The organism is Sporosarcina sp. FSL K6-2383, assembly GCF_038618305.1.
GTDB lineage: Bacteria > Bacillota > Bacilli > Bacillales_A > Planococcaceae > Sporosarcina.
Window position 1 is genome coordinate 1,400,565 of sequence record NZ_CP152017.1, and the last position, 24,124, is coordinate 1,424,688.

Consider the following 24,124-nt stretch of genomic DNA (forward strand, 5'->3'; position numbering starts at 1 on the left):
TTTGCGTAATCGGGTTTTCTTCTTAGTATGCAGTGTGATACACTAATCGCATTCAGTAAGCGGATGGGGGAGTTACTATATGAAAAAAGAATTTGTGGTCATTGGACTGGGACGTTTTGGCGGGAGTATCGTTAGAGAATTGATAGAGCTTGATGCGGATGTTATGGCGATTGATATTTCACCTGAAAGGGTGGATGAGTTTGCACAAATTGCGACACAAGCAGTAGTAGCCGATACGACGGATGAATCAGTTTTGAAATCATTAGGGATTCGAAATTTTGAACATGTTGTTGTGGCGATTGGTGAAAATATCCAAGCGAGTATTTTAACGACGCTCATGTTGAAGGAAATCGGTGTGGGAAAAATTACGGTTAAAGCACAGAATGATTATCATGAAAAAGTATTGCGTAAAATCGGTGCTGACCAAGTGGTTCATCCAGAGCGTGATATGGGTATTCGAATTGCAAATAATATGGTGTCGAATAACATACTCGACTATCTAGAATTGTCGGACGAGCATTCAATCGCGGAAATAAAGGCCAATGACAAACTGGCAGGAGCTACACTGATTGAGCTTAATATTCGTGCGAAGTATGGTATCAATATTGTCGCGATTAAACGTGATAAGCATATTTTGGTATCCCCTCAGGCGATTGAGAAGATTCAACATGAGGATATTTTAATTGTGATTGGATCTGACACAGATATTCATAAGTTTGAGAAGAAGGCACTTCATTGAGATATGTATTTAGAAATGACTTCATCATTTCTAAATACATTTTTTAAATTATCCTGTTATGAATATCAGTAAACAAGGTCATATTAAAAGGACTATTGCCAACTTAATAGAATTATAGACATAAGGAGTTTAATAGTGTAAAAGCAGGAGTTTCATTTGGCGATACTAAAGGGGGGATGGATATTTTTTTCTTTAATAAAGAAGATGTTTATACCGGATTTTCAATGGAAGAATTTTCGAAGGTAAGAGCAATTTTACAAAGGAAGGGCATTAAATATACCAATAAAGTTATTGACTCTTCAGGGAGATGGGTGGGATCTGGTACTTCGAGAGGAAACTTTGGAAGTTTCGGAATGAACACGAACTATGAAAAACAATATATTGTTTCTGTCAGAAAAAAAGATGCAGAAGATGCGAAATACTTTGTTCATAGTGTTTTGCATTCATAAGTTTTGGCTCATTTCCATGTATAGCTAACGGGTATATTTCTACAATAAGTGAAGATGTTCTTTATTAATGAGACAGAAAAGTTAAAGAAGAGAATGGAAATATTATGTTGGAAATTAAAATAATGAAGGGGACGATATAGTGAGTGAGATAGATAAACGAGATAGATTAAGTGAAGAGCCATTTACTTATCAAACAACAAAAAAAGGAACAGTAGTAATCTATTACAAAGGTAAACAAATTAAAATTATAAAAGATAGTGTGGCTGAACGTCTAATCGCAAGAATTAAAGAAGTTGAAGATAATATAACGGAAGTCCAGTTATTGTTAGCTAAAATTACAGGAAACTTTAAACATGGGAACGAGAAAATTGCTAAAAGAAACTAAATCATGCCTTCTTTTCTCTAATTCTCAAACTTCGTGCATCTGTTTTTTGAGGAGTGCAGGATGAACGATTGCCATATTGCACTTAAAAAATGCCCCCTCATAATAAAATATGTGAGGGGGCATTTCTGATTAGACTTCCATAATAACAGGAAGCACCATTGGTTTACGTTTTGTTTTGTCGTATAAATAAGGACCAAGGACATCAATGATTTCGCTTTTTAGTGCAGCAATATCAGCTGGTGAGCTTGTAAGCTTGCGTTGCATTTGCTTCGATAGCATTTGCTGGGCTTCGTGAATCATTGTGCCAGATTCACGCATATAGACAAATCCTCTTGAAATGATATCAGGACCAGAAACGATGCGATTACGTTTTGTATCGACTGTTGCTACAACGATGACAAGACCATCCTCTGATAGAACTCTACGATCGCGTAAAACAACATTACCGATATCACCGATTCCACTTCCGTCAATGTACACATCGCCAGAAGGGATGCGTCCTGCGAGACGTGCTGAGTCCTGTGTTAAAGCCAGAACATCACCATTAGCCATGATGAAAGTGTTTTCCTGTGGGACATCACAATCAACTGCAAGTTTTGTATGCATTTTCTGCATCCGGTATTCCCCATGAATCGGCATGAAGTACTTAGGCTTAATGAGTCTAAGCATGAGCTTTTGCTCTTCCTGCGAGCCATGCCCAGATGTATGGATATTGTTTAAAGAACCATGAACAACTTCAGCACCAGCACGGGATAAGGCATTAATGGCCTTATTCACACTCAAAGTATTACCCGGAATTGGAGAAGATGAGAAAATAACTGTATCTCCAGGGTGAATTTGAACTTGGCGGTGCGTACCGTTAGCGATGCGTGAGAGTGCTGCCATCGGTTCGCCCTGGCTTCCTGTACAAAGGATCATTACTTCGTTTGCAGGTAGCTTATTTAATGATTGCGTATCGACGAATAATTCCTTTGGTGCAATGATGTAGCCAAGCTCGCGCCCGATTGTAATGGCATTATCCATACTACGCCCGAAAACTGCTATTTTGCGACCGAATTGCTGAGCAGCCTCAATTACTTGTTGTAGTCTATGAATATTAGAAGCGAACGTTGCAAAAATGATACGACCGTCAACTTTTCTAAAGATTTCATTTAGACTATCGCCGACTTTCCGCTCAGACATCGTGAAGTTTGGAACTTCAGCGTTTGTGCTGTCAGATAGTAAACAAAGGACGCCTTCACTACCGATTTTAGCCATTTTCGTCAAGTTTGCTGGTTCGCCAACAGGTGTAAAATCAAATTTGAAGTCACCAGTGTGGACGATGTTACCAGAAGGTGTCTTGACGACAACACCGAATGCGTCTGGAATACTATGTGTCGTTCTGAAAAACGACACGGCAGTTTTGCGGAACTTAATGACATCATCTTCATCGATGGCAATCATTTTTGTTGTCCGTAATAGACCGTGTTCTTCCAGTTTATTGCGCAATAGGCCTAGTGCAAGCTTTCCGCCGTAAACGGGAACATTAATTTTCCTTAGTAAATAAGGTATTCCCCCAATATGGTCTTCGTGACCATGTGTGATGAATAGGCCTTTTATCTTGTCCACATTGCGTTCAAGATAGGTGTAATCAGGAATGACGTAGTCGATTCCGAGTAATTCATCGTCTGGAAATTTAATCCCAGCGTCAATTAAAATAATTTCATCTTGAAATTGCACACCATACGTGTTTTTACCGATTTCCCCTAGTCCGCCTAGAGCGAAAACAGCTGTTTCATTATTTTTAATAGCTTTCATTGTTAAACCTGCTCAAGCTCGAAATAGGGTGCAGCCTGTTCGTGTTCAAGATGTGCACCTTCAAGAAGTTGCACAAATTCAATACTGTAGTTACGGCTTTTTAACTTCTCGCGGACAGACCTTTCCGAGTCCGCTTCGATGTACATGCTTTGTGTATTTTCGCGGACAGGTACTTGTAGCATGTTTTCTTGATAATAAACTTTATAAATCATCGTTTGCTCTCCTTTTTACGTTCGATTGAACTGATTCTCTTTATAGTAGCATGACACTTCCTTAAAATAAAGAAAAGCTCACCAATTTACATGGTGAGCTAAGATATTAGGCGATTGTTTTTTTACCGAGAATGCCATTCAGCCGCTTCAACAGTTTACGTTTCAGACGTTTGTACATGGCTATATCACTTCCTCAGCCTAATTATACAGTTATCTGAACCTTCTGTCAAGAATTATTCACGTTCAAAAGGAATGGCGTTCGGAATTTCTTTGAAGGGTGAGTCTTTATCGATATGATCGTAGAACATGACTCCGTTCAAATGATCGAGCTCATGCTGAAAAGCAATAGCAGCTAAACCTTTTAAACGTTTTTTGAATTCCTTACCTTCTAAATCAAATGCCTTAATTGTAATTCGTGCATAGCGAGGGACGTAGCCTTCGACTTCACGGTCGACAGAGAGGCAACCTTCTCCAGCAGTTAAATAAGTCTTTTCTACAGAGTGGCTCACAATTTTAGGATTAATGGCAATAATGCTAAGTGGCTCGCGATCCTCTTCTGTAATATGGAGTGCAAAAATTCTTTTCGATGCGTCTACTTGTGGAGCAGCTAATCCAATCCCAGGACGGAGTCCATATTGTTCACAAATATCATCATTTTGGCTATTTATGACGTAGTTCAGTAAATCCTCACTGAGCTGGTGGTCAGCTTTCGACAGTGGGAAAGGTACTTCTTCCGCACGTTTGCGAAGAGCCGCATGCCCTTCACGGACGATATGTTCCATTAAAATCATCGTACAAACTTCCTTTCGGTTATACTATACGTACTAGTATAATCGAATAGGAAATTGGGGGCTACTGACAGATCGCTGCAAACTATAAAAACTATAAATATGTAGGATTCGTTGTATCCGAATTTACGCCCTCGGAGTGTCACATCAAACGAAAGTAGCTTCGGCAAAATCGGACACGTAGAACAGGGAATAAAACAATACTTATAGATTTTTATAGGTTTTTGGCAACGGAAAGAAATTCAACGCGAACTTGAATATAGAAATGAAAAAAGTTATAGTCTAAGTGGAATCGGAGGGTTTAATTTGAAAAAAATAATAATGGTCTTTGTGTTAACGATGGTGCTTGCCGGCTGTACGGTTGGTTCGTCTATTGAACAACAATTGGCGGATACAATGAATGCGATGAATGGGGCGGAACAAGATTATCGAGATGCACAAGCTGAATTGACAAGTCTTGAACAATCTGAACAACAGCTCTTCAATGAAACGATGAAATTGACACAACAACAGCAAGAGGAACTGACGGTGCAAGTAGTCGGGCTTGAAGAGTCACTCGATAAACGCTTAGAGAAGTTGGAACAAGAAGAAGCTTCCATAACTAAGGCGAAGGCTTCGTCCGAGGATTTGGATACGATACTTGAAAAAGCAGACGAACAAGTAAAGAGTGATATTGAGAAGCTGCAGACGACCATTGGTGAGCGCTATGAGTCACACGCAGAATTTATCATTTCCTATAAAGAGCTTACGTCATTACAGCGACAATTATATGAAATGCTAGGCGCCGAAGGAACTCAATTGACGGAATTGACGAAGCAGGTCGATGAAGTGAATGTACAAAACGAAACAGTTCAATTGAACATTACTCGATTTAACGACCTAACGGAACAAGTAAATCATTTGAAAGATGATGTGTTTGCGAGCCTCCAACAAGGGGAATGATAGAACAGAAGGGCAAGGAAGCTCGTTTCCCTGCCCTTTTTCTTTATTTTGAAAGGTGAATTAATTATTATTCTATTATAACACAGGGATAATATTGTACTAATACAGGTTGGTGGATACTATCAATTCTGACATTGAAAGTAGACTATGAAACATGCGATTCCTATGTTTGACCATTGCGTTTTGATTCAGTATACTAAATAGGGAAGAGGTTGTACTAATCAATACACCATTGATTCATAATACAGTTATAAAGGAGAGTTGCCGAAATGGTTGCAAAAAAAGACAAGCAGTTCGATCCGGTGAAGACACTTCACGCGATTGAAGACCAGTTTGAAATGTTCCAGATTTTGAATGAAGAAGGCAAAATCGTCAATGAGGACGCAAATCCGAATTTATCTGACGATGAACTTGTTGAACTAATGACGCGCATGGTATATACACGAATTTTGGACCAACGTTCAATTTCATTGAATCGTCAAGGGCGTTTAGGTTTCTACGCTCCGACAGCAGGACAGGAAGCTTCCCAGCTAGCTTCTCACTTTGCGCTTGAAACAGAGGACTTTATCCTTCCAGGATATCGCGATGTACCTCAAATGTTATTCCATGGTCTACCACTTGCTAAAGCATTCCTATGGTCGCGTGGGCATTACCAAGGTGGCGCGATTCCAGAAGGTGTCAATGTATTCCCACCACAAATTATTATTGGTGCGCAATATATTCAGGCAGCAGGAATTGCACTTGGCTTCCAAAAACGCGGTACAAAAGCAGTTGCGATGACGTATACAGGCGATGGTGGAACATCACAAGGTGACTTCTATGAAGGCATCAACTTTGCCGGAGCGTACCGTTCACCTGCAATCTTCATTATTCAAAACAACCAATTTGCGATTTCAACACCACGTGAATTGCAAACAGCGGCGAAAACACTAGCTCAAAAAGGGATTGCGGCAGGTATTCCAAGCATTCTTGTTGACGGTATGGATCCTCTAGCAGTGTATGCGGTTACACGCGATGCACGTGAGCGCGCAGTAAACGGCGAAGGACCAACGCTTATTGAAGCAATGTGTTACCGTTACGGACCGCATACAATGGCCGGCGATGATCCGACACGTTACCGTACATCTGATACGGACAATGAGTGGGAAAAACGTGATCCACTTATCCGTTTCCGTACATACCTTGAAGCGAAAGGTATTTGGAGTGAAGAGAAAGAAAACGAAGTCATTGAACGTGCGAAAGAAGAAATTAAAGAAGCTATCAAAGAAGCAGACGCAGCACCTAAGCAAAAAGTAAGTGATTTCATTAACATTATGTACAAAGGTGAGCTACCATTTAACTTACAAGAGCAGCTTGCGATTTACACGGAAAAGGAGTCGAAGTAACCGATGGCACAAATGACGATGATTCAAGCGATAACCGACGCGATGCGCGTGGAGCTGAAAAATGATGAAAACGTTCTCGTCTTCGGTGAAGACGTTGGGAATAACGGCGGAGTGTTCCGTGCAACAGAAGGTTTACAAAAAGAATTCGGTGAAGACCGTGTATTCGATACACCACTTGCAGAGTCTGGAATCGGTGGACTAGCAATCGGACTTTCATTTACAGGTTTTCGTCCAGTGATGGAAATTCAGTTCTTTGGTTTTATCTTCGAAGTCATTGACTCGGTTAGTGGTCAATTGGCGCGTATGCAATTCCGCAGTGCGGGTCGCTTCAATGCACCTGTTACGATTCGTTCACCATTTGGTGGTGGCGTTGCAACACCTGAGATGCACGCGGATAGCCTTGAAGGTCTTGTGGCGTCTCAGCCTGGAATTAAAGTAGTTATTCCTTCTACTCCATACGATGCAAAAGGATTGTTAATCTCTGCAATTCGTGATGAAAATCCGGTTGTCTTCCTTGAGCATATGAAGCTTTATCGTTCATTCAGACAGGAAGTTCCTGAAGAGGAGTATACAATTCCTTTAGGGAAAGCGGATGTGAAACGTGAAGGAACAGATTTAACGGTTGTCACATACGGGGCAATGGTTCACGAAAGCTTGAAAGCAGCTGAGGAGCTTGAAAAAGAAGGAATTTCACTTGAAGTAATCGACTTACGCACGATCCAACCGCTTGATATTGAAACAATCATTGCATCTGTTGAAAAAACAAATCGTGCAATCGTTGTCCAAGAAGCACAAAAACAAGCTGGAATTGCAGCGAATGTTGTAGCTGAAATTACTGAGCGTGCAATTCTTAGCCTTGAAGCACCTGTACTACGCGTTACAGCACCGGATACAATCTATCCATTTGCACAAGGTGAGAACGCATGGCTTCCAGGAGTGAAAGATATTATCGAAACAGCTAAAAAAGTATTAACATTCTAATTAAGGAAGAATGAAGTTCAATTCTTCCTTAGGATTATTTGTAAGTTTATTAAGAAAGGGTGAATCACGTGGCATTTGAATTCCGTTTACCAGATATCGGAGAAGGAATCCATGAAGGTGAAATTGTTAAGTGGTTTGTTGCGAAAGGCGACAAAATCAACGAAGACGATACACTTCTTGAAATTCAAAACGATAAGTCTGTTGTAGAAATACCATCACCAGTAACAGGTACTGTCACAGAAATACACGTTACAGAAGGCACAGTTTCAATCGTAGGCGATCTATTGATTACTTTTGATGCGCCGGGCTATGAAAATGTAGGTGGCGAGCCGCAGGCTGAACCTGAAGCAGTTGTTCAGGCTCCAGTTGAAGCAGCTCAACCAGAGGTCAAAGAGGTAGCGGCAGCTCCTTCAGTGAATACCCAAGCAGACGTTGATCCGAATCGTCGAATTATTGCAATGCCATCCGTGCGTAAATTTGCACGTGAACAAGGTGCAGATATTCGTCTGATTGCAGGGACGGGTAAAAACGGCCGTGTCTTGAAAGAGGATATTGCAACATTCCTGAACGGTGGACAAGCACAAGTAGCAGCACCTTCCGCGACTGAAGAAGTTGAACAGACAGATAACACAACGGCAGCATCAGCTCCAGTTAATCTTGAAGGTGAATTCCCAGAAACGCGTGAGAAGATGTCGGGGATGAGAAAAGCAATTGCTAAAGCAATGGTCAATTCGAAACAAACGGCACCGCATGTTACGTTAATCGATGAAGTAGATGTAACGGAACTTGTTGCACACCGTAAAAAGTTCAAAGACATTGCAGCTGAAAGAGATATCAAACTGACGTATTTGCCATACGTTGTCAAGGCTCTTGTTTCTACATTGCGTGAATTCCCAGCGTTGAACACGTCACTAGATGATGCAACGCAGGAAATTATTCAAAAGCATTATTACAACATCGGAATTGCAGCTGATACAGAACGCGGACTTCTTGTTCCAGTTGTGAAGCACGCAGATCGTAAATCGATCTTTGCGATTTCTGATGAAATTAATAGCCTTGCAGTGAAAGCGCGTGACGGTAAATTGTCAGCGGCGGAAATGAAAGGTGCATCATGCTCAATCACGAATATTGGTTCAGCAGGTGGTCAATGGTTTACACCAATTATCAACCATCCTGAAGTAGCCATTTTGGGTATCGGTCGCATTGCAGAAAAACCTATTGTAAAAAATGGTGAAATTGTAGCGGCACCTATGTTAGCATTGTCATTAGTGTTTGATCACCGAGTGATTGATGGTGCAACAGGTCAACAAGCGTTGAATCATCTGAAGAAATTGCTCGGCAATCCAGAATTATTATTAATGGAGGCGTGAACTAATGGTAGTAGGAGATTTTCCAATCGAAGTTGACACACTTGTCGTAGGATCAGGCCCTGGAGGCTATGTCGCTGCAATTCGCGCAGCACAATTAGGCCAAAAAGTAACAATCGTTGAAAGAGAAACAATTGGTGGCGTGTGCTTAAATGTTGGGTGTATCCCTTCTAAAGCATTGATTTCTGTTGGCCATCGTTATGTAAGTGCAAAAGGTTCCGATTCGATGGGAATTACGGTATCTGATGTGAAGCTTGATTTTTCAAAAGCGCAAGCATTCAAAGATAGCGTCGTTAAAAAATTGACTGGCGGAGTCGAAGGACTTCTAAAAGGCAATAAAGTCGATACAGTTTACGGTGAAGCGTATTTCGTAGATAGTAATACAGTTCGTGTTATTACTGAAGACGCTGCACAAACTTATAAATTTAAAAATGCGATTATCGCAACGGGTGCACGCCCAGTTGAAATCCCAACTTTTAAATATACAAAACGTGTTATCAACTCAACAGGCGCTTTGAATTTACAAGAAGTACCTGGTAAACTCGTCGTTATTGGTGGCGGTTATATCGGTACTGAGCTTGGATCTTCATATGCTAACCTTGGTTCTGAAGTAACGATTATTGAAGGCGGCAATGATATTCTTGCGGGCTTCGAGAAACAAATGACGCAAATTGTTAAAAAGGGCTTGAAAAACAAAGGTGTAGACATCGTTGTTAAAGCTTCAGCAAAAGGCGTTGAAGAAACAGATACTGGTGTTACGGTAACGTATGAAGTTGGCGGAGAAGAGAAAAAAGTCGAAGCTGACTATGTACTAGTAACAGTAGGTCGTCGTCCGAATACGGATGAAATCGGTCTTGAAGAAATGGGTATTAAATTCCACGATCGCGGTATTATCGAAGTGGATAAACAATGCCGTACAAATATTCCAAACATCTATGCAATCGGTGATATTGTACCTGGACCGCAGCTTGCGCATAAAGCTTCTTATGAGGCAAAAGTTGCTGCTGAAGCAATTTCAGGTGAAAAATCTGAAGTTGATTATTTAGCAATTCCGGCTGTATGCTTCACAGATCCTGAATTGGCGACTGTTGGCTTGAATGAGCAACAGGCAAAAGACGAAGGATATGACGTTGTAGCAGGGAAATTCCCATTTGCAGCAAACGGTCGTGCACTTGCACTTGATGCAACAGAAGGGTTCGTTAAGCTTGTATCACGTAAAGAAGACGGTCTTCTATTAGGTGCACAAATTGTTGGGGAAAATGCTTCAGATATGATTTCTGAGCTTGGCCTTGCAATTGAGGCAGGCATGACACTTGAAGATGTTGCGATGACAATTCACGCGCATCCAACATTGGGAGAAATTTCAATGGAAGCAGCAGAAGTTGCTTTGGGCAGACCTGTTCATATGCTTGTAAAATAAGTAAACTATAGAACCGTCTACGGGGCAGTGAAATTCCCTTGTAGGCGGTTTTTTGTGTAGTTAAAAGTCAGTTGGTGATACTTTTTATAGGTGGATTTTGTCCGAGGTAGCCCAGTTCACGCCCGGGGTAGCCTAGTTTGACGGATAGGTAGCTGAGCTTCATGTTTGCGTAGTTCAGTTCCGGGTTACCTATACATTGTTACTTAAAATCATGCTACTATGTCAGTAGTGAAAGGATAGTGGTCTTGTGGGAAAAAGATTTTTGTACATACTAATAATGCTGGTTTTATTTGTAGTAGCGTGTTCGAAGGAACAAGTGGCTCCAGCATCAGACGATGATGACAGCGATGCTAAATTGCCAGAGAGTGAAGTGGTGTCAGAGCCTGATGGGGAAGAGGTTATTCAAGATCAGCCTATAGAGCAGTCTGTCGATGAAGTAACCGAGCCACTTTATGCATTAAATGCTGTATGGGCATTTGAGCCAATTGGTGATGCTAATCCTAAAGCGGTTCTACTTACGATTGATGATGCGCCGGACAAATACGCACTGGAAATGGCTAAGACGTTGAAGGAACTCGATGCACCCGCTATTTTCTTTGTTAATGGGCATTTTATCGACACTGAAGAAGAACAGGCTATATTAAAAGAAATTTATGAGATGGGCTTTCCAATTGGCAATCATACGAAAACACATGCCAATCTTAAACAGATTTCGGAGGAGGAGCAACGGGAAGAAATTCAAATGGTTAGTGATATCGTTGAACAAGTGACGGGTGAGCGTCCGAAGTTTTTCCGCGCGCCGTTTGGCGTCAATAGTGATTTCAGTAAAGCGTTAGTCAAAGAAGATAGCATGCTACTGATGAACTGGACGTACGGTTATGATTGGGAAAAGCAGTATATGGATGCAAATGCTTTAGCAGACATTATGGTCAATACAGAGCTACTGCATGACGGTGGAAATCTTCTCATGCATGATCGTGAATGGACTGCTGCTGCCTTAAAGGATATTGTTCAAGGATTACGTGCAAAGGGCTATGATTTGATTGACCCGGCGACGATTCAAGGTGTGGAGGACTAATGCTGACGGAGGTGTTTGAAAAATGGAATGGAAAACAAGGGTAACGGAGCTACTTGGTATTCAATATCCAATTATTCAAGGCGGATTGGCTTACCTAGCGTACGCCGAACTAGCAACTGCGGTGTCAGAGGCAGGCGGACTCGGTCAGATTACGGCAATGAGTTTAGAATCACCAGATGCATTGCGTGCTGAAATTCGCAAAGTGCAGGCGATGACGAATAAGCCGTTTGGTGTGAACTTTGCAATCGGTCAACATGGACGTCCATATGCGCATATGGTGGAGGCAGCACTTGAAGAAGGGGTTAAAGTGATGTCCGTGACAGGAGGAAACCCAGCGCCTTTTTTCGCACAACTTGCGCATACAGACGTTAAGACGCTTGTACTCGTCGCGGCAAAACGACAAGCGCAGAAGGCAGAAGAATTAGGTGCTGATGCTGTTATGGTCGTTGGGCAGGAAGGTGGCGGGCATTTAGGTCGTGATGATATTGGCACGATGGTGCTCGTGCCGCAGGTGGTCGATGCTGTTTCGATTCCAGTTATTGCTTCTGGAGGCATTGGAGATGGCCGTGGCTGGATGGCTGCACATGCGCTTGGTGCAGAGGGGATTGAGATGGGAACGCGCTTCATCGCGACGAGGGAGTGTGTACACGCTTCGTCGGCATACAAGGATGCGCTACTAACGAGTAGTGAGATGGATACAACTGTCATTAAACGAACGCTTGGCTCCCCTGCACGTGCATTAACTGGGATGTGGACGGAAAAAATTATTGGGTTGGAAGCGCAACAAGCGAATTACGAAGCGTTAAAGGACTTTATTGGCGGGGAAGCGAATCGACGCTTTATACATGATGGAGATATCGATCATGGTTTTGGCTGGGCGGGGCAAGTGACTGGGCTTATTCATGACGTTCCAACTGTAGGAGAATTAGTTGAACGGATGGTCAAAGAAGCCGAGGTAATTCGCTCTGGCTGGAATTTTGGGAAATGAAGGGGGAATTGACGAGTGGATTATAATTATCCAATCAGGCACGACTGGTCAACTGCGGAAATGATTACTGTTGTGGCATTTTTTGAAGCAGTAGAAAAAGCGTATGAAACAGGCATTTTGAAGGAACAGCTAATGGATGCTTATCGTGGATTTAAAAAAGTAGTGCCTTCTATGGCGGAAGAAAAGACGCTTGATAAGGAGTTTGAAGAGGCAAGCGGTTATGTCAGCTTCCGTGTCGTGAAAGCTGCAAAAGGAGCTTTGGGCGGTGAAATGATAAAGGGAGTGCGGCGTTAAGCTGCACTCCCTTTGTTTGTGAAAACTTATTTCCTGCCTATCACAATATCATAGATAGGGAGAAGATGGTCAAACGATTCTTCTGCAAAGGCCATAAATTCATCTGCCGACATATCGGCTGCCTGTTCGCGTGACAGATGACGTCCGACAAGGAATTCTGCTTTTTTGACGGTTTGTAGTCGTTCTAGCAGGCTTTCTATACCAGCCGATCCTGTCGCATCAATTTTAAGCGCATCGGGCTTCATATGATCGCCCGAGACGATATAACCTGCTGGCAATGAAGTTAAACTGGTAAGCTGGCTACTAAGACGTTCAGCAATGCCTTTTTTATCAGGATTTTCATAAATGACAGCTAAAATAATAAAAAGATGCGTTCCCCATAAACCAATTTGAAAATGGGGTAATGCCTTATAACCACGTTTAGCAGGTGCAAATGCGACCCAGCTATCCTTCGGAGGATTGACGGTCCTTCTGGCATGTCTAGCAACATGCGGGAAAAACTCGTCTGTTCCATGTGCGGAAAGGCGATCCGCAAAATGTCTGCCAAGTGTACTAAATTTAGGTTGGATTCTATTTTGTAGAGCTTCCATTCTTTTCTCTAGTCCATCAATTAAAAATACATCAAAATCATCTTTTACCCAAAAATGGATACCCACAGTCATTCCTCCTAATCAATTACGCCTCGGCGTAATTGCGTCGGGATTTTGAATTGTGCTTGAGTCCAGCACGATGCTGGTCATGCAGTCGTTGCGACAGGACGTCGCGCACTTAGACTGCCTTCTTTAACTCCTTTCAAAATCCCTGACATCCGCCGGAGGCGTAACTTGAAACAGCAGTGAATTTGAACTTCCTGCTGTTTCAAGTTACATATTAACGTTTATCTTAACAGAAAACGGGGAACAATCTATATAACAAGGCTTATAACTAAAGCGAAGTAAAAATGTAGCATATTATAATTATAACTAACGGAAAATTTGGACTACATTCAAAAAAAGGGGTGTTGATTATGAAACAGGTTGTCCATGTCATTCGAAAAGCGGATGTAGAGAAAGAATATGTTAAGCTACTGAATCTTGAATTGGATTATGAATTGGCAACGTTATTTGACGCTTTAGAAGGAAATGATGCTAAGCAGAAAATGAAAAGTAAGCATAGGCTCATGGAGATACATCATGAGTTGGAGATTCTAAATGGTTTCGTTTAATCTGTATTTGTTAACCCAATAAGATACCCCGGCACCTCTTCGGAAACGAAGAATGTGTAATGGGGTGTCTTTTTCGTTATAATAGATATCAATTACGCCTTGGCGTTAATTGCGTCGGGATTTTTTCGAGTGGGCTCGAAAAGCTTCCTTAAAAAATCCATGACATTCGCCGGAGGCTTTATCTTCCTTCAGCGTCCCTACAGGTAGGGACGCTGAAGGAAGATAAAATAGAGATGAAAGCTGGGGAGATGGCGCCATGAACTGGGACAATATTGATCGGTATGCTAAATCATTAATAAAAGAGGCAGGCCATAAAATCCGTAATTCTTTTTTCGCGGAGATAAACGTTGATTCAAAAGCAGATGCCAATGACCTGGTGACAAATATCGATCGGGAAATTGAACAATTTTTCATTAGTAGGATTAAGCGTGATTTTCCGGACCATAAGATAGTAGGAGAGGAAGGATTCGGTGACAAAATTGAAGTGTTGGATGGTGTCATCTGGATGTTAGATCCAATTGATGGGACAATGAATTTTGTCCATCAAAAACGTAATTTTGCTGTTTCGCTTGGTATATATGTAGACGGCATTGGTATGCTTGGATACATCTACGACGTGATGCGCGATGATTTTTATAGTGCTGCAAAAGGCAAGGGAGCCTATTTAAATGACGAACGGCTGCCACAACTAGAAATAACGCCTTTGGAGCAGGCGGTCATTGGCATTAGTGCAAGTTGGGTAGCTCCAAATCGCTATGCGGACCATGAAAAAATGATCGAGCTCATCCAACGCTGTAGAGGGACAAGGTCTTATGGGTCCGCGGCAATTGAAATGGCGTATGTAGCTGCTGGTCGAATAGATGCCTATATTTCGATGCGGTTATCGCCATGGGATATTGCAGGAGGTATGGTCATTGCACAGGAGGTTGGTGCAATCACAACAAATATGAAAGGTGAAGCACCTCATTTGCTAGGGCAGGAGGCATTCGTCGTTGCGAGGCCGGGGCTGCATGAGGATATGCTGACGAATTATATTCGTTTGAAATAGTAAAAACAAGAACTATTCCAAGTGGTGAAATTGGAAAGTTCTTGTTTGTAAGCAGTTTAGAGAATCCCTTGCTCGCGCATTCTTTTTTTCGTTTTGAAGCCATAGCCCATAATGAGAATCAATGCAAGGATGGCAAGGAGTGCAAAAGGTATACTACGCATAGCGACCGAGATACCAATTGCAGACATGGAAGCTACGGCTGCGATGGAATAAAAGACGAAAATCCACTTGATGTTTTTCAAAAAAATCCCTCTATCCGTATAAAATGTTTTTGTATTGTGTCATCATGTGTTATGATAACACAGTTAATCACCTGAAAAAAGAATAATGGAGTGAAATCATGACTAAAACACGCAATGATTTACGTAACATAGCAATTATCGCTCACGTCGATCACGGAAAAACGACGCTGGTCGATCAACTTTTGAAACAATCGGGGATCTTCCGTTCAAACGAACAAGTAGAAGATCGTGCCATGGACTCAAACGAAATTGAACGTGAACGCGGGATTACAATCCTTGCTAAGAATACGGCAATTGAATACAAAGATACAAAAATCAACATCCTAGACACACCGGGTCACGCTGACTTTGGTGGAGAAGTAGAACGTATTTTGAAAATGGTTGACGGCGTTATTCTTGTTGTCGATTCATATGAAGGCTGTATGCCACAAACGCGTTTTGTTCTTAAAAAAGCGCTTGAAGAAAACATTAAGCCAATCGTTGTTGTCAACAAGATCGACCGTGAATTTGCACGTCCGGAAGAAGTGGTTGATGAAGTGCTTGAGTTGTTTATCGAGCTTGATGCCAATGATGATCAATTAGATTTCCCAGTTGTCTATGCATCTGGATTTAACGGAACAGCGAGCTTGTCTCCTGACCCAGCTTCACAAGAGGACACGCTACGTGACCTTTACGATGCAATCATTGAGCATGTTCCAGCGCCAGTTGATAATAGTGAAGAACCATTACAATTCCAAGTGTCACTTCTTGACTACAGTGACTATGTTGGACGTATTGGTATTGGACGCGTTTTCCGTGGTACGATGAAAGTTGGTCAACAAGTTTCTGTGTTGAAACGTGATGGTTCTGTGAAGAACTTCCGTGTAACAAAAATGTCGGGGTTCCTTGGTTTGAAACGAGTGGACATTGAAGAAGCTAAAGCAGGCGATTTGATCGCGGTATCTGGTATGGAAAATATCGACGTTGGTGAAACGATTTGCCCTGTCGATCATCCAGAAGCGCTTCCAGAATTGTTCATTGACGAGCCAACGCTTCAAATGACATTCCTTGTCAACAACAGTCCATTTGCAGGAAAAGAAGGTAAGTGGGTTACGTCAAGAAAAATTGAAGAACGTCTTGAATCACAATTGCAAACAGATGTATCACTTCGTGTAGATCCAACTGATTCACCAGATGCGTGGACGGTTTCAGGACGCGGTGAGCTTCACTTGTCTATTTTGATTGAAAACATGCGCCGTGAAGGATTCGAGCTACAGGTTTCGAAACCATCCGTTATCGTAAAAGAAATCGATGGTATTCGTTCAGAGCCAGTTGAACGTGTGCAAATCGATATTCCAGAAGAGCATACGGGTTCAATCATTGAATCGATGGGTGAGCGTAAAGGTGAAATGATTGATATGGTCAACAATGGTAATGGACAAGTTCGTTTGACGTTCAATGTCCCTGCCCGTGGATTGATTGGTTATTCAACTGAGTTCCTAACGCTGACAAGAGGGTACGGTATTTTGAATCATACATTCGATTCTTACCAACCGATGGCAAAAGGAAAAGTTGGAGGTCGTAGAAATGGTGTTCTCGTCTCTATGGAGAATGGTACAGCCACGCCTTACAGTATTATGCAACTTGAAGACCGTGGTATTATGTTTGTTTCTGCAGGAACAGATATATACGCAGGGATGATTGTTGGCGAAAATACACGTGAAAGCGATTTGACAATCAACTTAACGAAGGCTAAACAAGCGACAAACGTTCGTTCAGCGACGAAAGATCAAACAGTAACAACGAAAAAACCGAGAATTATGTCACTTGAAGAAGCGCTACAATACTTGGATGATGATGAGTATTGTGAAATTACACCGCAGTCTATCAGACTACGCAAGAAAATTCTTGATAAGAACGAGCGCGAGCGCGTTCAGAAAAAGAAATAATAAGTCTACCCAACAACGCTATGCGCCTTTTATAGGAGCATAGCTTCGTTGGTATATTAAGTGCATTACAGAAGGGAATGTGTTGAATGAGTGCTAGTGTTGTCGGGGATGAAGCAATCGTTGCAGATCGGATGTCGGGTATTGCAAGGTTCATTTATGAGGTAATGCCTAATTTCGATATAGCTGGTTACGTGCTTTTAGCCCTTATCTTCCTCATGTCGGCAATTGTTTATAAGCTTGGATTTGCTAAGAAACTACCCCTATTAAAAAACATAGTGATTTATATATTTTTGTTCATCGGCTGTTTGGTGTTGACGTTCTTAGCATTTTTCCTTCCAATCGTCGAAGGACTAATCGTAGCGGCTTTAATTTTAATCATCTACCGAGTTCGTAGAATGAACGAACATAAAAAAGAAGACTCAGTTGCTTAATCGCAGCTGAGTCTTTTTATGAAGTTGAATCAATTTCATAATAGAATAATTAACCTTAAAAGTCGTACTAGGTCGATTTGCGCTTCAGGCGGACGCTTCCACAGGCACGGCTTCAATTTGCCTTAATTTCTGTGGTATTTATAGAAGTTAAGGCAGCTCATCTCTGTGCCCTCAACGCTTCGCTTGTTCAATTGGAATAGGTAATTATGAAATTGACTCAAATAAAGTAAAATAATAAAAGACTATTGAGAAAACGACAGCAGCCAAAATTGTATCTTTGGCTGCTCATCATAAGTTAAGAAGTCATCTATTCTCTCTTCCCGAAAAGCATTAGCAATTCGTGTACCTGTAGATTTGGAGAGTGATGGATAAACGACTACCATAAGATTACCGAAAAAAAGTGTAGGGATGTGACGAAGTCGCATCCCTACACATCAAGACATCCCGGTAATCGTATAGAAGTTGTTCAATCCGAAGCGGTCCAAAAAAAACTGTACATGGAGTGCTCCGCTTTCATTCATTACTAGAAGTTTTTTTCGATTGAGTGTGAACTGCGGTGGAAAACAAAATTGCCTGTCGCGATGCGGGCAATTGTTTTGTCGGCAATTCGATCATTGCAAGTGGGGCACATATACGTATGAATGGGACGATTTCTCAGCGTTTTGGCAATAGGTGCATCGTCTGGAAGTTGTCCAATTTCATCGCAAATTACACATTTAACGCGCATTGGAAATCCTCCTTTAGTCGATTCTAATCGAACTGATATCACGAATAGGTGTGTCGCTGTTCGAACCATCTTTGAACAGAACGTGTACGAGACCATCATTAATAAGTGGCTTACCCTCTTCGCTAAACTTGAAAATGAAGTCATCGGCCTGTTCGAGTGGGAAGGAGTGGGTTGTTCCATCTTCAATTTCAAAAGTAATCGTTGTCGCATCAGCAGCAGGTTCAGCAGTTTTTAAAAAATGGCTGAAAAGAATTCCATACGTGCCTGTTAATACTTTTGTTTTTTCGAATTTCTTTTCGGTTTTTAATGTTGGTGGAAACGTCGCACCTTCCATAATTTCGCGTGACCAGTGTTTTCCCATTGCTTTTTTATATTCTTCTAGCTCATCTTTTTCAACATGGTCCTCAGTGAAAAATGTTTTCAAATCAATCCTGCGATCATCGAAAATCCAAACACCTGGATCGAGTGTGATAGAGTAGCGTACCTTGCCTTTAATCGGAATTATTGCTTCCAAGTTCATGTCCCCCTAATAATCAATTACGCTCTAGCATAATTACCATTTCCTTTTAGTATAACGCTTTACTATGCTTTGGAAAAGTATTTCTCACTAGATGTGAGATATTAAAGGGGAAACACTTGCATTTTCTTGTTTCAAAAGATACAATTTATTCATAATAACCATTAAGAAATAAAAGGTTGATGGGGGCGTCCTCATGGAGATAGACTTACAGGAAACCTATCAGGAAAAGGCATTGAAGCAACTTCAAGCCGATGCTGATAAGATTGCACAACTTATCAAAGTCCAAATGGACCATTTGACGATGCCGCAGTGCCCACTATACGAAGAAGTGTTGGATACACAAATGTATGGCTTGGCCCGTGAAATTGATTTTGCCGTTAAGCTAGGTCTGATTGATCGTCAGGGCGGGAATGAAATTCTTTCTCTGCTCGAGAAGGAAATGACAATCTTGCACGAACTATATACGAAAAAATAAGCTGAAAACTCAAACTGACATAAAGGTTTGAGTTTTTTGTTTGAAAATGAGGTTTTATGAATGAGTACATATATGAAACGTTTTTTAAAAAACTTTGACTTCCCGTTATTTTTTACCTACTTAGTGCTTTGTTTATTTGGACTTGTGATGATTTATAGTGCGAGTATGGGAGCTGCTGTAGAAAGATATAAAGCAGAACCGGATAACTTTTTCCAAAATCAGGTTTTAAATCTTGCAATTGCCTTGCCCGTCTTTTTTATGGCGTCTTTTTTCCCTTATAAAAACTATAAACGAAAAAAAATAATGATTTTATCTGTTTTAGGTATGTTTTCACTATTGTTTCTTGTTCATTTTATAGGCTGGGGAAAGGAAGAAGTCGGTGCGAGAAGTTGGCTTATAACGCCATTTGGTAAGCTTCAACCGTCGGAGGTTGCGAAGATTGTCATCATCATTTATTTCTCTAGTGTTTTCGCAAAGAAATACGAGTCTGGAACGATTGACAATATTAACCAATCGATTGCACCTCCTATTGCCATACTAATTGTAGCAGTTGGTTCGATTATGCTAGAAACAGATCTTGGTGGATCACTTATTATTGTCGTGGTCGCTTTATCTGTGCTGCTGGCAAGTGGGATTAAAAAACGAACCTTTTTTAAACTAAGTGGCATCATTTCGATTGGGATGCTGTTCGCGGGTCTTATTTTATTTGTGAAGTGGAAAGATATTATGAACGATGGTAGACTAGGGCGGTTATTGTCCTTTATGAACCCGTTCGATTATGAACAAGGGTCTGGTTACCAAGTATCGAATGGCTATATTGCAATCGGTACGGGTGGACTCAAAGGTCTTGGGCTGGGTAATTCCATTCAAAAGATGGGTTATTTGCCTGAGCCGCATACAGACGTTATTATGGCGGTTATATCTGAAGAATTAGGGTTAGTAGGAGCGCTCATTGTCATTGGGGGACTGGGCTTCATTGTAATGCGGGCATTTTCGATTGCACTTCGAGCGCAGGATCCACAAGCTAGGATGCTAGCAGCAGGAATTGGGAGTCTTATCGGAATTCAAACATTTATCAATTTAGGCGGTCTAACGGGGTTGATACCGCTTACAGGGGTAACCTTGCCGTTTATTAGCTATGGCGGAACTTCAATTATTCTGTTATCTTTAGCTTTAGGAATATTAATGAACGTTTCAATGTTCGTTAAATATGAAAAAACAAATAGAAAAGGAAGTGCCTTGTGATGGAGAAAATTAAGAAAATCTTGGTTGCCAACCGCGGGGAAATTGCGATTCGTATTTTCCGTGCTTGTACCGAGTTGAATATCCCTACAGTCGGAATATATTCGACAGAAGATAGTGGGTCATTCCATCGCTACAAGGCAGATGAGTCTTATCTTGTAGGAAAAGGGAAAAAGCCGATAGATGCATACCTTGATATTGAGGGCATTATTGCACTTGCAAAAGACTCGGGTGCAAATGCTGTACACCCAGGCTATGGATTTCTTGCAGAAAACGTAGATTTTGCACGACGACTTGAAGAAGAAGGAATCATTTTCATCGGTCCTACATCGAAGCACCTAGATATGTTTGGGGATAAAGTGAAGGCAAGAGAACAGGCCATTAAAGCAGGAATTCCAGTAATTCCAGGTACGGATGGTCCAGTAACCTCTGTCGAAGAAGTTGCGACTTTTGGAGACACGAATGGTTACCCCATTATTATCAAGGCGTCACTTGGTGGTGGTGGGCGCGGAATGCGTATTGTTACTGCTGCCGATGAAGTGGTTGAAGCCTATGAGCGTGCTAAATCCGAGGCGAAGTCAGCATTTGGTTCTGATGAAGTCTATGTTGAGAAATACGTTTTCCAGCCGAAACATATTGAAGTGCAAATACTCGGAGACTCACACGGTAATGTCGTTCATCTGTACGAACGAGACTGTTCAATCCAGCGTCGTCATCAAAAAGTCGTGGAAATTGCACCTTCCATTTCACTAGAAGATGGCTTGCGGGAACAGATTTGCGATGCTGCCGTAAAATTGGCTGAAAATGTCGGGTATATCAATGCGGGAACTATGGAATTCCTCGTAGCTGACGGCCGCTTTTATTTCATCGAAGTAAATCCTCGTATTCAAGTGGAACATACCATCACAGAAATGGTAACAGGTATTGATATTGTCCATTCCCAAATTCATATTGCGGATGGAAAAAGTTTGCACGAAGGGGAAGCGAGTATCCCGACACAGGAGGATATCCCGTTATTCGGTTATGCTATTCAATCACGTGTCACAACAGAGGACCCACTCAACGACTTTATGCCTGATACAGGAAAACTAATGGTTTACCGGTCGGGTGGAGGCTTTGGAGTCCGTCTGGATGCGGGGAATGGCTTCCAAGGTGCTGTTATTACACCGTACTATGATTCTTTGTTAGTAAAAGTATCGACATGGGGCATGACTTTCCGAGAAGCTGCATCTAAAATGGACAGAAATTTACAGGAATTCAGAATACGTGGTATTAAAACGAATATTCCATTCCTTGAAAATGTAGTGAAGCATAACAACTTCCTAACAGGTAATTATAATACGAGTTTTATTGATTCGACTCCTGAATTATTCCTGTTCCCAAATCGTAAAGACCGCGGAACGAAAATGCTGAATTATATTGGGAATGTCACGATTAATGGATTCCCGGGACTTGAAAAGCAATCGAAGCCTGTGTTTCATCCTGTTCGAAAGCCGGTAGTAGATTTGCTAGCAGCACCTACACCGGGAACGAAGCAAATTTTGGATGAGCGTGGCGCTGAAGGGCTTGTTAAGTGGATTAAAGAGCAAGATGATGTGCTGCTGACGGATACAACATTCCGGGATGCGCACCAATCACTGTTGGCGACGCGTGTCAGAACTTCCGATATTACTGCGATTGCATCTGAATCTGCAAGACTAATGCCAGACTTATTTTCGTATGAAATGTGGGGCGGCGCAACGTTTGATGTATCTTATAGGTTCTTGAAAGAAAGTCCATGGGATAGGCTGTTGAAGCTACGTGAACAAATTCCAAATGTGTTGTTCCAAATGCTGTTCCGTGGTGCTAATGCTGTTGGATATACAAATTATCCTGACAATGTCATTCGTGAGTTTGTCAAAAAGTCAGCTGATGCGGGAATTGACGTTTTCCGAATTTTCGATAGCTTGAACTGGATCAAAGGAATGGAAGTCGCGATTGATGCAACACGTGATGCAGGGAAAGTTGCAGAGGCAGCAATTTGTTACGCTGGGGATATCCTAGATGACTCACGTGCGAAATATACGGTTAATTATTATAAAGAGATGGCGAAAGAGTTAGAGGCAGCCGGCGCTCATATTTTAGCGATTAAAGATATGGCTGGATTGTTGAAGCCTGAAGCTGCTTACCGACTTATTTCAGAGCTGAAAGCGACAGTAGATTTGCCAATCCATCTACATTCACATGATACAAGTGGTAACGGTATTTACATGTATGCTAAAGCGATTGAGGCAGGTGTGGATATCGTTGATACGGCTCTTGGGGCAATGGCGGGTCTGACTTCACAACCATCAGCAGGCTCTCTGCATTACGCGCTACAGGGCGGTAAACGTAATGTCCGTGGTAATGTCAAGTCACTTGAAGACTTATCTTACTACTGGGAAGATGTTCGGAAATATTACCAACCCTTTGAAAGTGGCATGATGAGTCCGCATTCGGAAATTTATGTCCATGAAATGCCGGGTGGTCAATATTCTAACTTACAGCAGCAAGCGAAAGCTGTTGGGTTAGGCGAGCGTTGGGAAGACGTGAAGGATATGTATTCCCGTGTCAACCTATTATTTGGAGATGTTGTAAAAGTAACGCCATCTTCGAAAGTAGTCGGCGATATGGCATTGTTCATGGTACAAAATGATTTGGATGAAAAATCAGTACTTGTTCGTGGGAAGACAATCGATTTCCCAGAATCCGTTATTGAATTTTTCGAAGGGTATATTGGTCAACCTTATGGCGGATTCCCAGAAGAGCTTCAAAAGGTCATTTTGAAAGAGCGTGAAGCAATAACAGTACGCCCTGGTGAATTACTAGAAGATGTCAATTTCGAAAAATTAAGAGATGAATTGAATGAGAAATTAGGACGACCTGTGACAAGTCATGAAGTTCTTTCTTATGCGCTTTATCCGAAGGTGTTCGACGAATATTCGCAAACGAATAATCTATTTGGTGATGTATCTGTCATCAATACACCGGAATTCTTATATGGCATGCGTCTTGGCGAAGAAATTGAAGTAGAAATTGAAAAAGGTAAAACATTGATGGTTAAGCTCGTATCAATCGGCGAGCCACAATCCGATGCGACAAGGGTTCTATATTTCGAAATGAACGGTCAACCCCGTGAAGTAATCATTGAAGATATGAGTGTGGAATCTGTTACAATTCGTAAACAGAAGGCAGATACGTCAAACGAAGCGCATATTGCGGCGACGATGCCAGGAACGGTGCTGAAAGTGGCAGTTTCCAAAGGAGCCAAAGTGAAGAAGGGGGAACATCTCCTTATAACAGAAGCTATGAAAATGGAAACAACAATACAAGCGCCATATGACGGCACTGTAAAAGATATTTATGTTTCAGCAGGAGAATCGATTGCAACTGGTGATTTGCTCATAGAATTAGAACATTAATAGACGCAAAAAGCACTTGGATAATTTCCAAGTGCTTTTTTC

General features: G+C 41.6%; 25 protein-coding genes. 18 read left to right on the plus strand and 7 right to left on the minus strand.

The features are described 5' to 3' along the window. Positions 1-79 precede the first annotated feature (79 nt). From MKZ10_RS06980 to MKZ10_RS06990, 3 genes are all read left to right on the plus strand, one after another. Positions 80-739, plus strand: coding sequence for a TrkA family potassium uptake protein (locus MKZ10_RS06980; RefSeq protein WP_342509150.1), 660 nt, complete (start codon positions 80-82; stop codon positions 737-739). A 176-nt stretch (positions 740-915) separates the two neighbouring features. Then, positions 916-1,188: a hypothetical protein gene (locus MKZ10_RS06985; protein WP_342509151.1), complete on the plus strand. Its 273-nt coding sequence runs from the start codon at positions 916-918 to the stop codon at positions 1,186-1,188. A 139-nt stretch (positions 1,189-1,327) separates the two neighbouring features. Continuing rightward, positions 1,328-1,573 carry a hypothetical protein gene (locus MKZ10_RS06990; protein ID WP_342509153.1) on the plus strand — a complete coding sequence of 82 codons (246 nt, stop codon included), beginning with the start codon at positions 1,328-1,330 and terminating at the stop codon, positions 1,571-1,573. A 129-nt stretch (positions 1,574-1,702) separates the two neighbouring features. Here the strand turns inward: MKZ10_RS06990 and MKZ10_RS06995 are convergent, their stop codons facing one another. The 3 genes from MKZ10_RS06995 to def form a co-directional block, all read right to left on the minus strand. Beyond that, complete coding sequence (locus MKZ10_RS06995) at positions 1,703-3,370, minus strand: ribonuclease J (protein WP_342509155.1); 1,668 nt, start codon at positions 3,368-3,370, stop codon at positions 1,703-1,705. A 2-nt stretch (positions 3,371-3,372) separates the two neighbouring features. Beyond that, positions 3,373-3,582, minus strand: coding sequence for a DNA-directed RNA polymerase subunit epsilon (locus tag MKZ10_RS07000; RefSeq protein WP_203246083.1), 210 nt, complete (start codon positions 3,580-3,582; stop codon positions 3,373-3,375). A gap of 233 nt (positions 3,583-3,815) precedes the next feature. Continuing rightward, positions 3,816-4,373, minus strand: coding sequence for a peptide deformylase (gene def / locus MKZ10_RS07005; protein ID WP_342509158.1), 558 nt, complete (start codon positions 4,371-4,373; stop codon positions 3,816-3,818). A gap of 303 nt (positions 4,374-4,676) precedes the next feature. Between def and MKZ10_RS07010 the strand changes: the two genes are divergently transcribed. The 8 genes from MKZ10_RS07010 (at position 4,677) to MKZ10_RS07045 (ending at position 12,825) form a co-directional block, all read left to right on the plus strand. Continuing rightward, positions 4,677-5,312: a YkyA family protein gene (locus MKZ10_RS07010; RefSeq protein ID WP_342509160.1), complete on the plus strand. Its 636-nt coding sequence runs from the start codon at positions 4,677-4,679 to the stop codon at positions 5,310-5,312. Positions 5,313-5,581: 269 nt separating this feature from the next. Then, complete coding sequence (pdhA, locus tag MKZ10_RS07015) at positions 5,582-6,697, plus strand: pyruvate dehydrogenase (acetyl-transferring) E1 component subunit alpha (RefSeq protein WP_342509162.1); 1,116 nt, start codon at positions 5,582-5,584, stop codon at positions 6,695-6,697. Between the two features lie 3 nt (positions 6,698-6,700). Further along, entirely contained in the window at positions 6,701-7,678 is a 978-nt protein-coding gene (locus tag MKZ10_RS07020; protein ID WP_342509165.1) for an alpha-ketoacid dehydrogenase subunit beta, read from the plus strand. A 68-nt stretch (positions 7,679-7,746) separates the two neighbouring features. Continuing rightward, positions 7,747-9,048, plus strand: coding sequence for a dihydrolipoamide acetyltransferase family protein (locus MKZ10_RS07025; protein WP_342509167.1), 1,302 nt, complete (start codon positions 7,747-7,749; stop codon positions 9,046-9,048). A gap of 4 nt (positions 9,049-9,052) precedes the next feature. Further along, the gene (gene lpdA / locus MKZ10_RS07030) at positions 9,053-10,465 is read left to right on the plus strand and encodes a dihydrolipoyl dehydrogenase (protein WP_342509168.1); all 1,413 of its coding nucleotides are present in this window, start codon (positions 9,053-9,055) and stop codon (positions 10,463-10,465) included. 262 nt (positions 10,466-10,727) lie between these two features. After that, entirely contained in the window at positions 10,728-11,543 is an 816-nt protein-coding gene (locus MKZ10_RS07035; RefSeq protein WP_342509170.1) for a polysaccharide deacetylase family protein, read from the plus strand. Between the two features lie 22 nt (positions 11,544-11,565). Beyond that, positions 11,566-12,531 (plus strand): nitronate monooxygenase, encoded by a 966-nt coding sequence (locus MKZ10_RS07040; protein WP_342509172.1) that lies wholly within the window; start codon positions 11,566-11,568, stop codon positions 12,529-12,531. Between the two features lie 15 nt (positions 12,532-12,546). Next, positions 12,547-12,825: a UPF0223 family protein gene (locus MKZ10_RS07045; protein WP_342509174.1), complete on the plus strand. Its 279-nt coding sequence runs from the start codon at positions 12,547-12,549 to the stop codon at positions 12,823-12,825. A 26-nt stretch (positions 12,826-12,851) separates the two neighbouring features. On the opposite strand, the gene MKZ10_RS07050 is transcribed toward MKZ10_RS07045, so the two are convergent. Then, positions 12,852-13,481, minus strand: a complete 630-nt coding sequence (locus MKZ10_RS07050) for a DUF1054 domain-containing protein (RefSeq protein WP_342509176.1) — start codon at positions 13,479-13,481, stop codon at positions 12,852-12,854. A 350-nt stretch (positions 13,482-13,831) separates the two neighbouring features. Here MKZ10_RS07050 and MKZ10_RS07055 point away from each other — a divergent pair, with 350 nt between their 5' ends. Both MKZ10_RS07055 and MKZ10_RS07060 read left to right on the plus strand, forming a co-directional pair. Next, positions 13,832-14,029 (plus strand): hypothetical protein, encoded by a 198-nt coding sequence (locus MKZ10_RS07055; protein WP_342509179.1) that lies wholly within the window; start codon positions 13,832-13,834, stop codon positions 14,027-14,029. A gap of 256 nt (positions 14,030-14,285) precedes the next feature. Then, positions 14,286-15,077, plus strand: a complete 792-nt coding sequence (locus tag MKZ10_RS07060; RefSeq protein WP_342509181.1) for an inositol monophosphatase family protein — start codon at positions 14,286-14,288, stop codon at positions 15,075-15,077. A gap of 56 nt (positions 15,078-15,133) precedes the next feature. Here the strand turns inward: MKZ10_RS07060 and MKZ10_RS07065 are convergent, their stop codons facing one another. Then, complete coding sequence (locus MKZ10_RS07065) at positions 15,134-15,319, minus strand: YlaF family protein (RefSeq protein ID WP_342509183.1); 186 nt, start codon at positions 15,317-15,319, stop codon at positions 15,134-15,136. 98 nt (positions 15,320-15,417) lie between these two features. On the opposite strand from MKZ10_RS07065, the gene typA reads away from it, so the two are divergent. Both typA and MKZ10_RS07075 read left to right on the plus strand, forming a co-directional pair. Beyond that, positions 15,418-17,247, plus strand: a complete 1,830-nt coding sequence (gene typA / locus MKZ10_RS07070) for a translational GTPase TypA (RefSeq protein ID WP_342509185.1) — start codon at positions 15,418-15,420, stop codon at positions 17,245-17,247. Between the two features lie 86 nt (positions 17,248-17,333). Beyond that, on the plus strand, positions 17,334-17,678 hold the full coding sequence (locus MKZ10_RS07075) for a YlaH-like family protein (protein ID WP_342509187.1): 345 nt from the start codon (positions 17,334-17,336) through the stop codon (positions 17,676-17,678). 523 nt (positions 17,679-18,201) lie between these two features. Here MKZ10_RS07075 and MKZ10_RS07080 read toward each other — a convergent pair. Both MKZ10_RS07080 and MKZ10_RS07085 read right to left on the minus strand, forming a co-directional pair. Further along, the gene (locus MKZ10_RS07080) at positions 18,202-18,405 is read right to left on the minus strand and encodes a YlaI family protein (RefSeq protein ID WP_342509189.1); all 204 of its coding nucleotides are present in this window, start codon (positions 18,403-18,405) and stop codon (positions 18,202-18,204) included. 13 nt (positions 18,406-18,418) lie between these two features. Next, positions 18,419-18,919, minus strand: coding sequence for a peptidyl-prolyl cis-trans isomerase (locus MKZ10_RS07085; protein ID WP_342509191.1), 501 nt, complete (start codon positions 18,917-18,919; stop codon positions 18,419-18,421). A 199-nt stretch (positions 18,920-19,118) separates the two neighbouring features. Here MKZ10_RS07085 and MKZ10_RS07090 point away from each other — a divergent pair, with 199 nt between their 5' ends. The 3 genes from MKZ10_RS07090 to pyc are packed head-to-tail and all read left to right on the plus strand — an operon-like array spanning position 19,119 to position 24,082. Continuing rightward, a complete protein-coding gene (locus MKZ10_RS07090; protein WP_203246101.1) occupies positions 19,119-19,400 on the plus strand; it encodes a YlaN family protein in 282 nt (93 codons plus the stop codon). A gap of 60 nt (positions 19,401-19,460) precedes the next feature. After that, positions 19,461-20,645, plus strand: a complete 1,185-nt coding sequence (locus MKZ10_RS07095) for an FtsW/RodA/SpoVE family cell cycle protein (protein ID WP_342509193.1) — start codon at positions 19,461-19,463, stop codon at positions 20,643-20,645. Next, positions 20,645-24,082 (plus strand): pyruvate carboxylase, encoded by a 3,438-nt coding sequence (gene pyc / locus MKZ10_RS07100; protein ID WP_342509196.1) that lies wholly within the window; start codon positions 20,645-20,647, stop codon positions 24,080-24,082. The genes MKZ10_RS07095 and pyc overlap by 1 nt, the downstream gene beginning before the upstream one ends. The last annotated feature ends 42 nt before the right edge of the window (positions 24,083-24,124 follow it).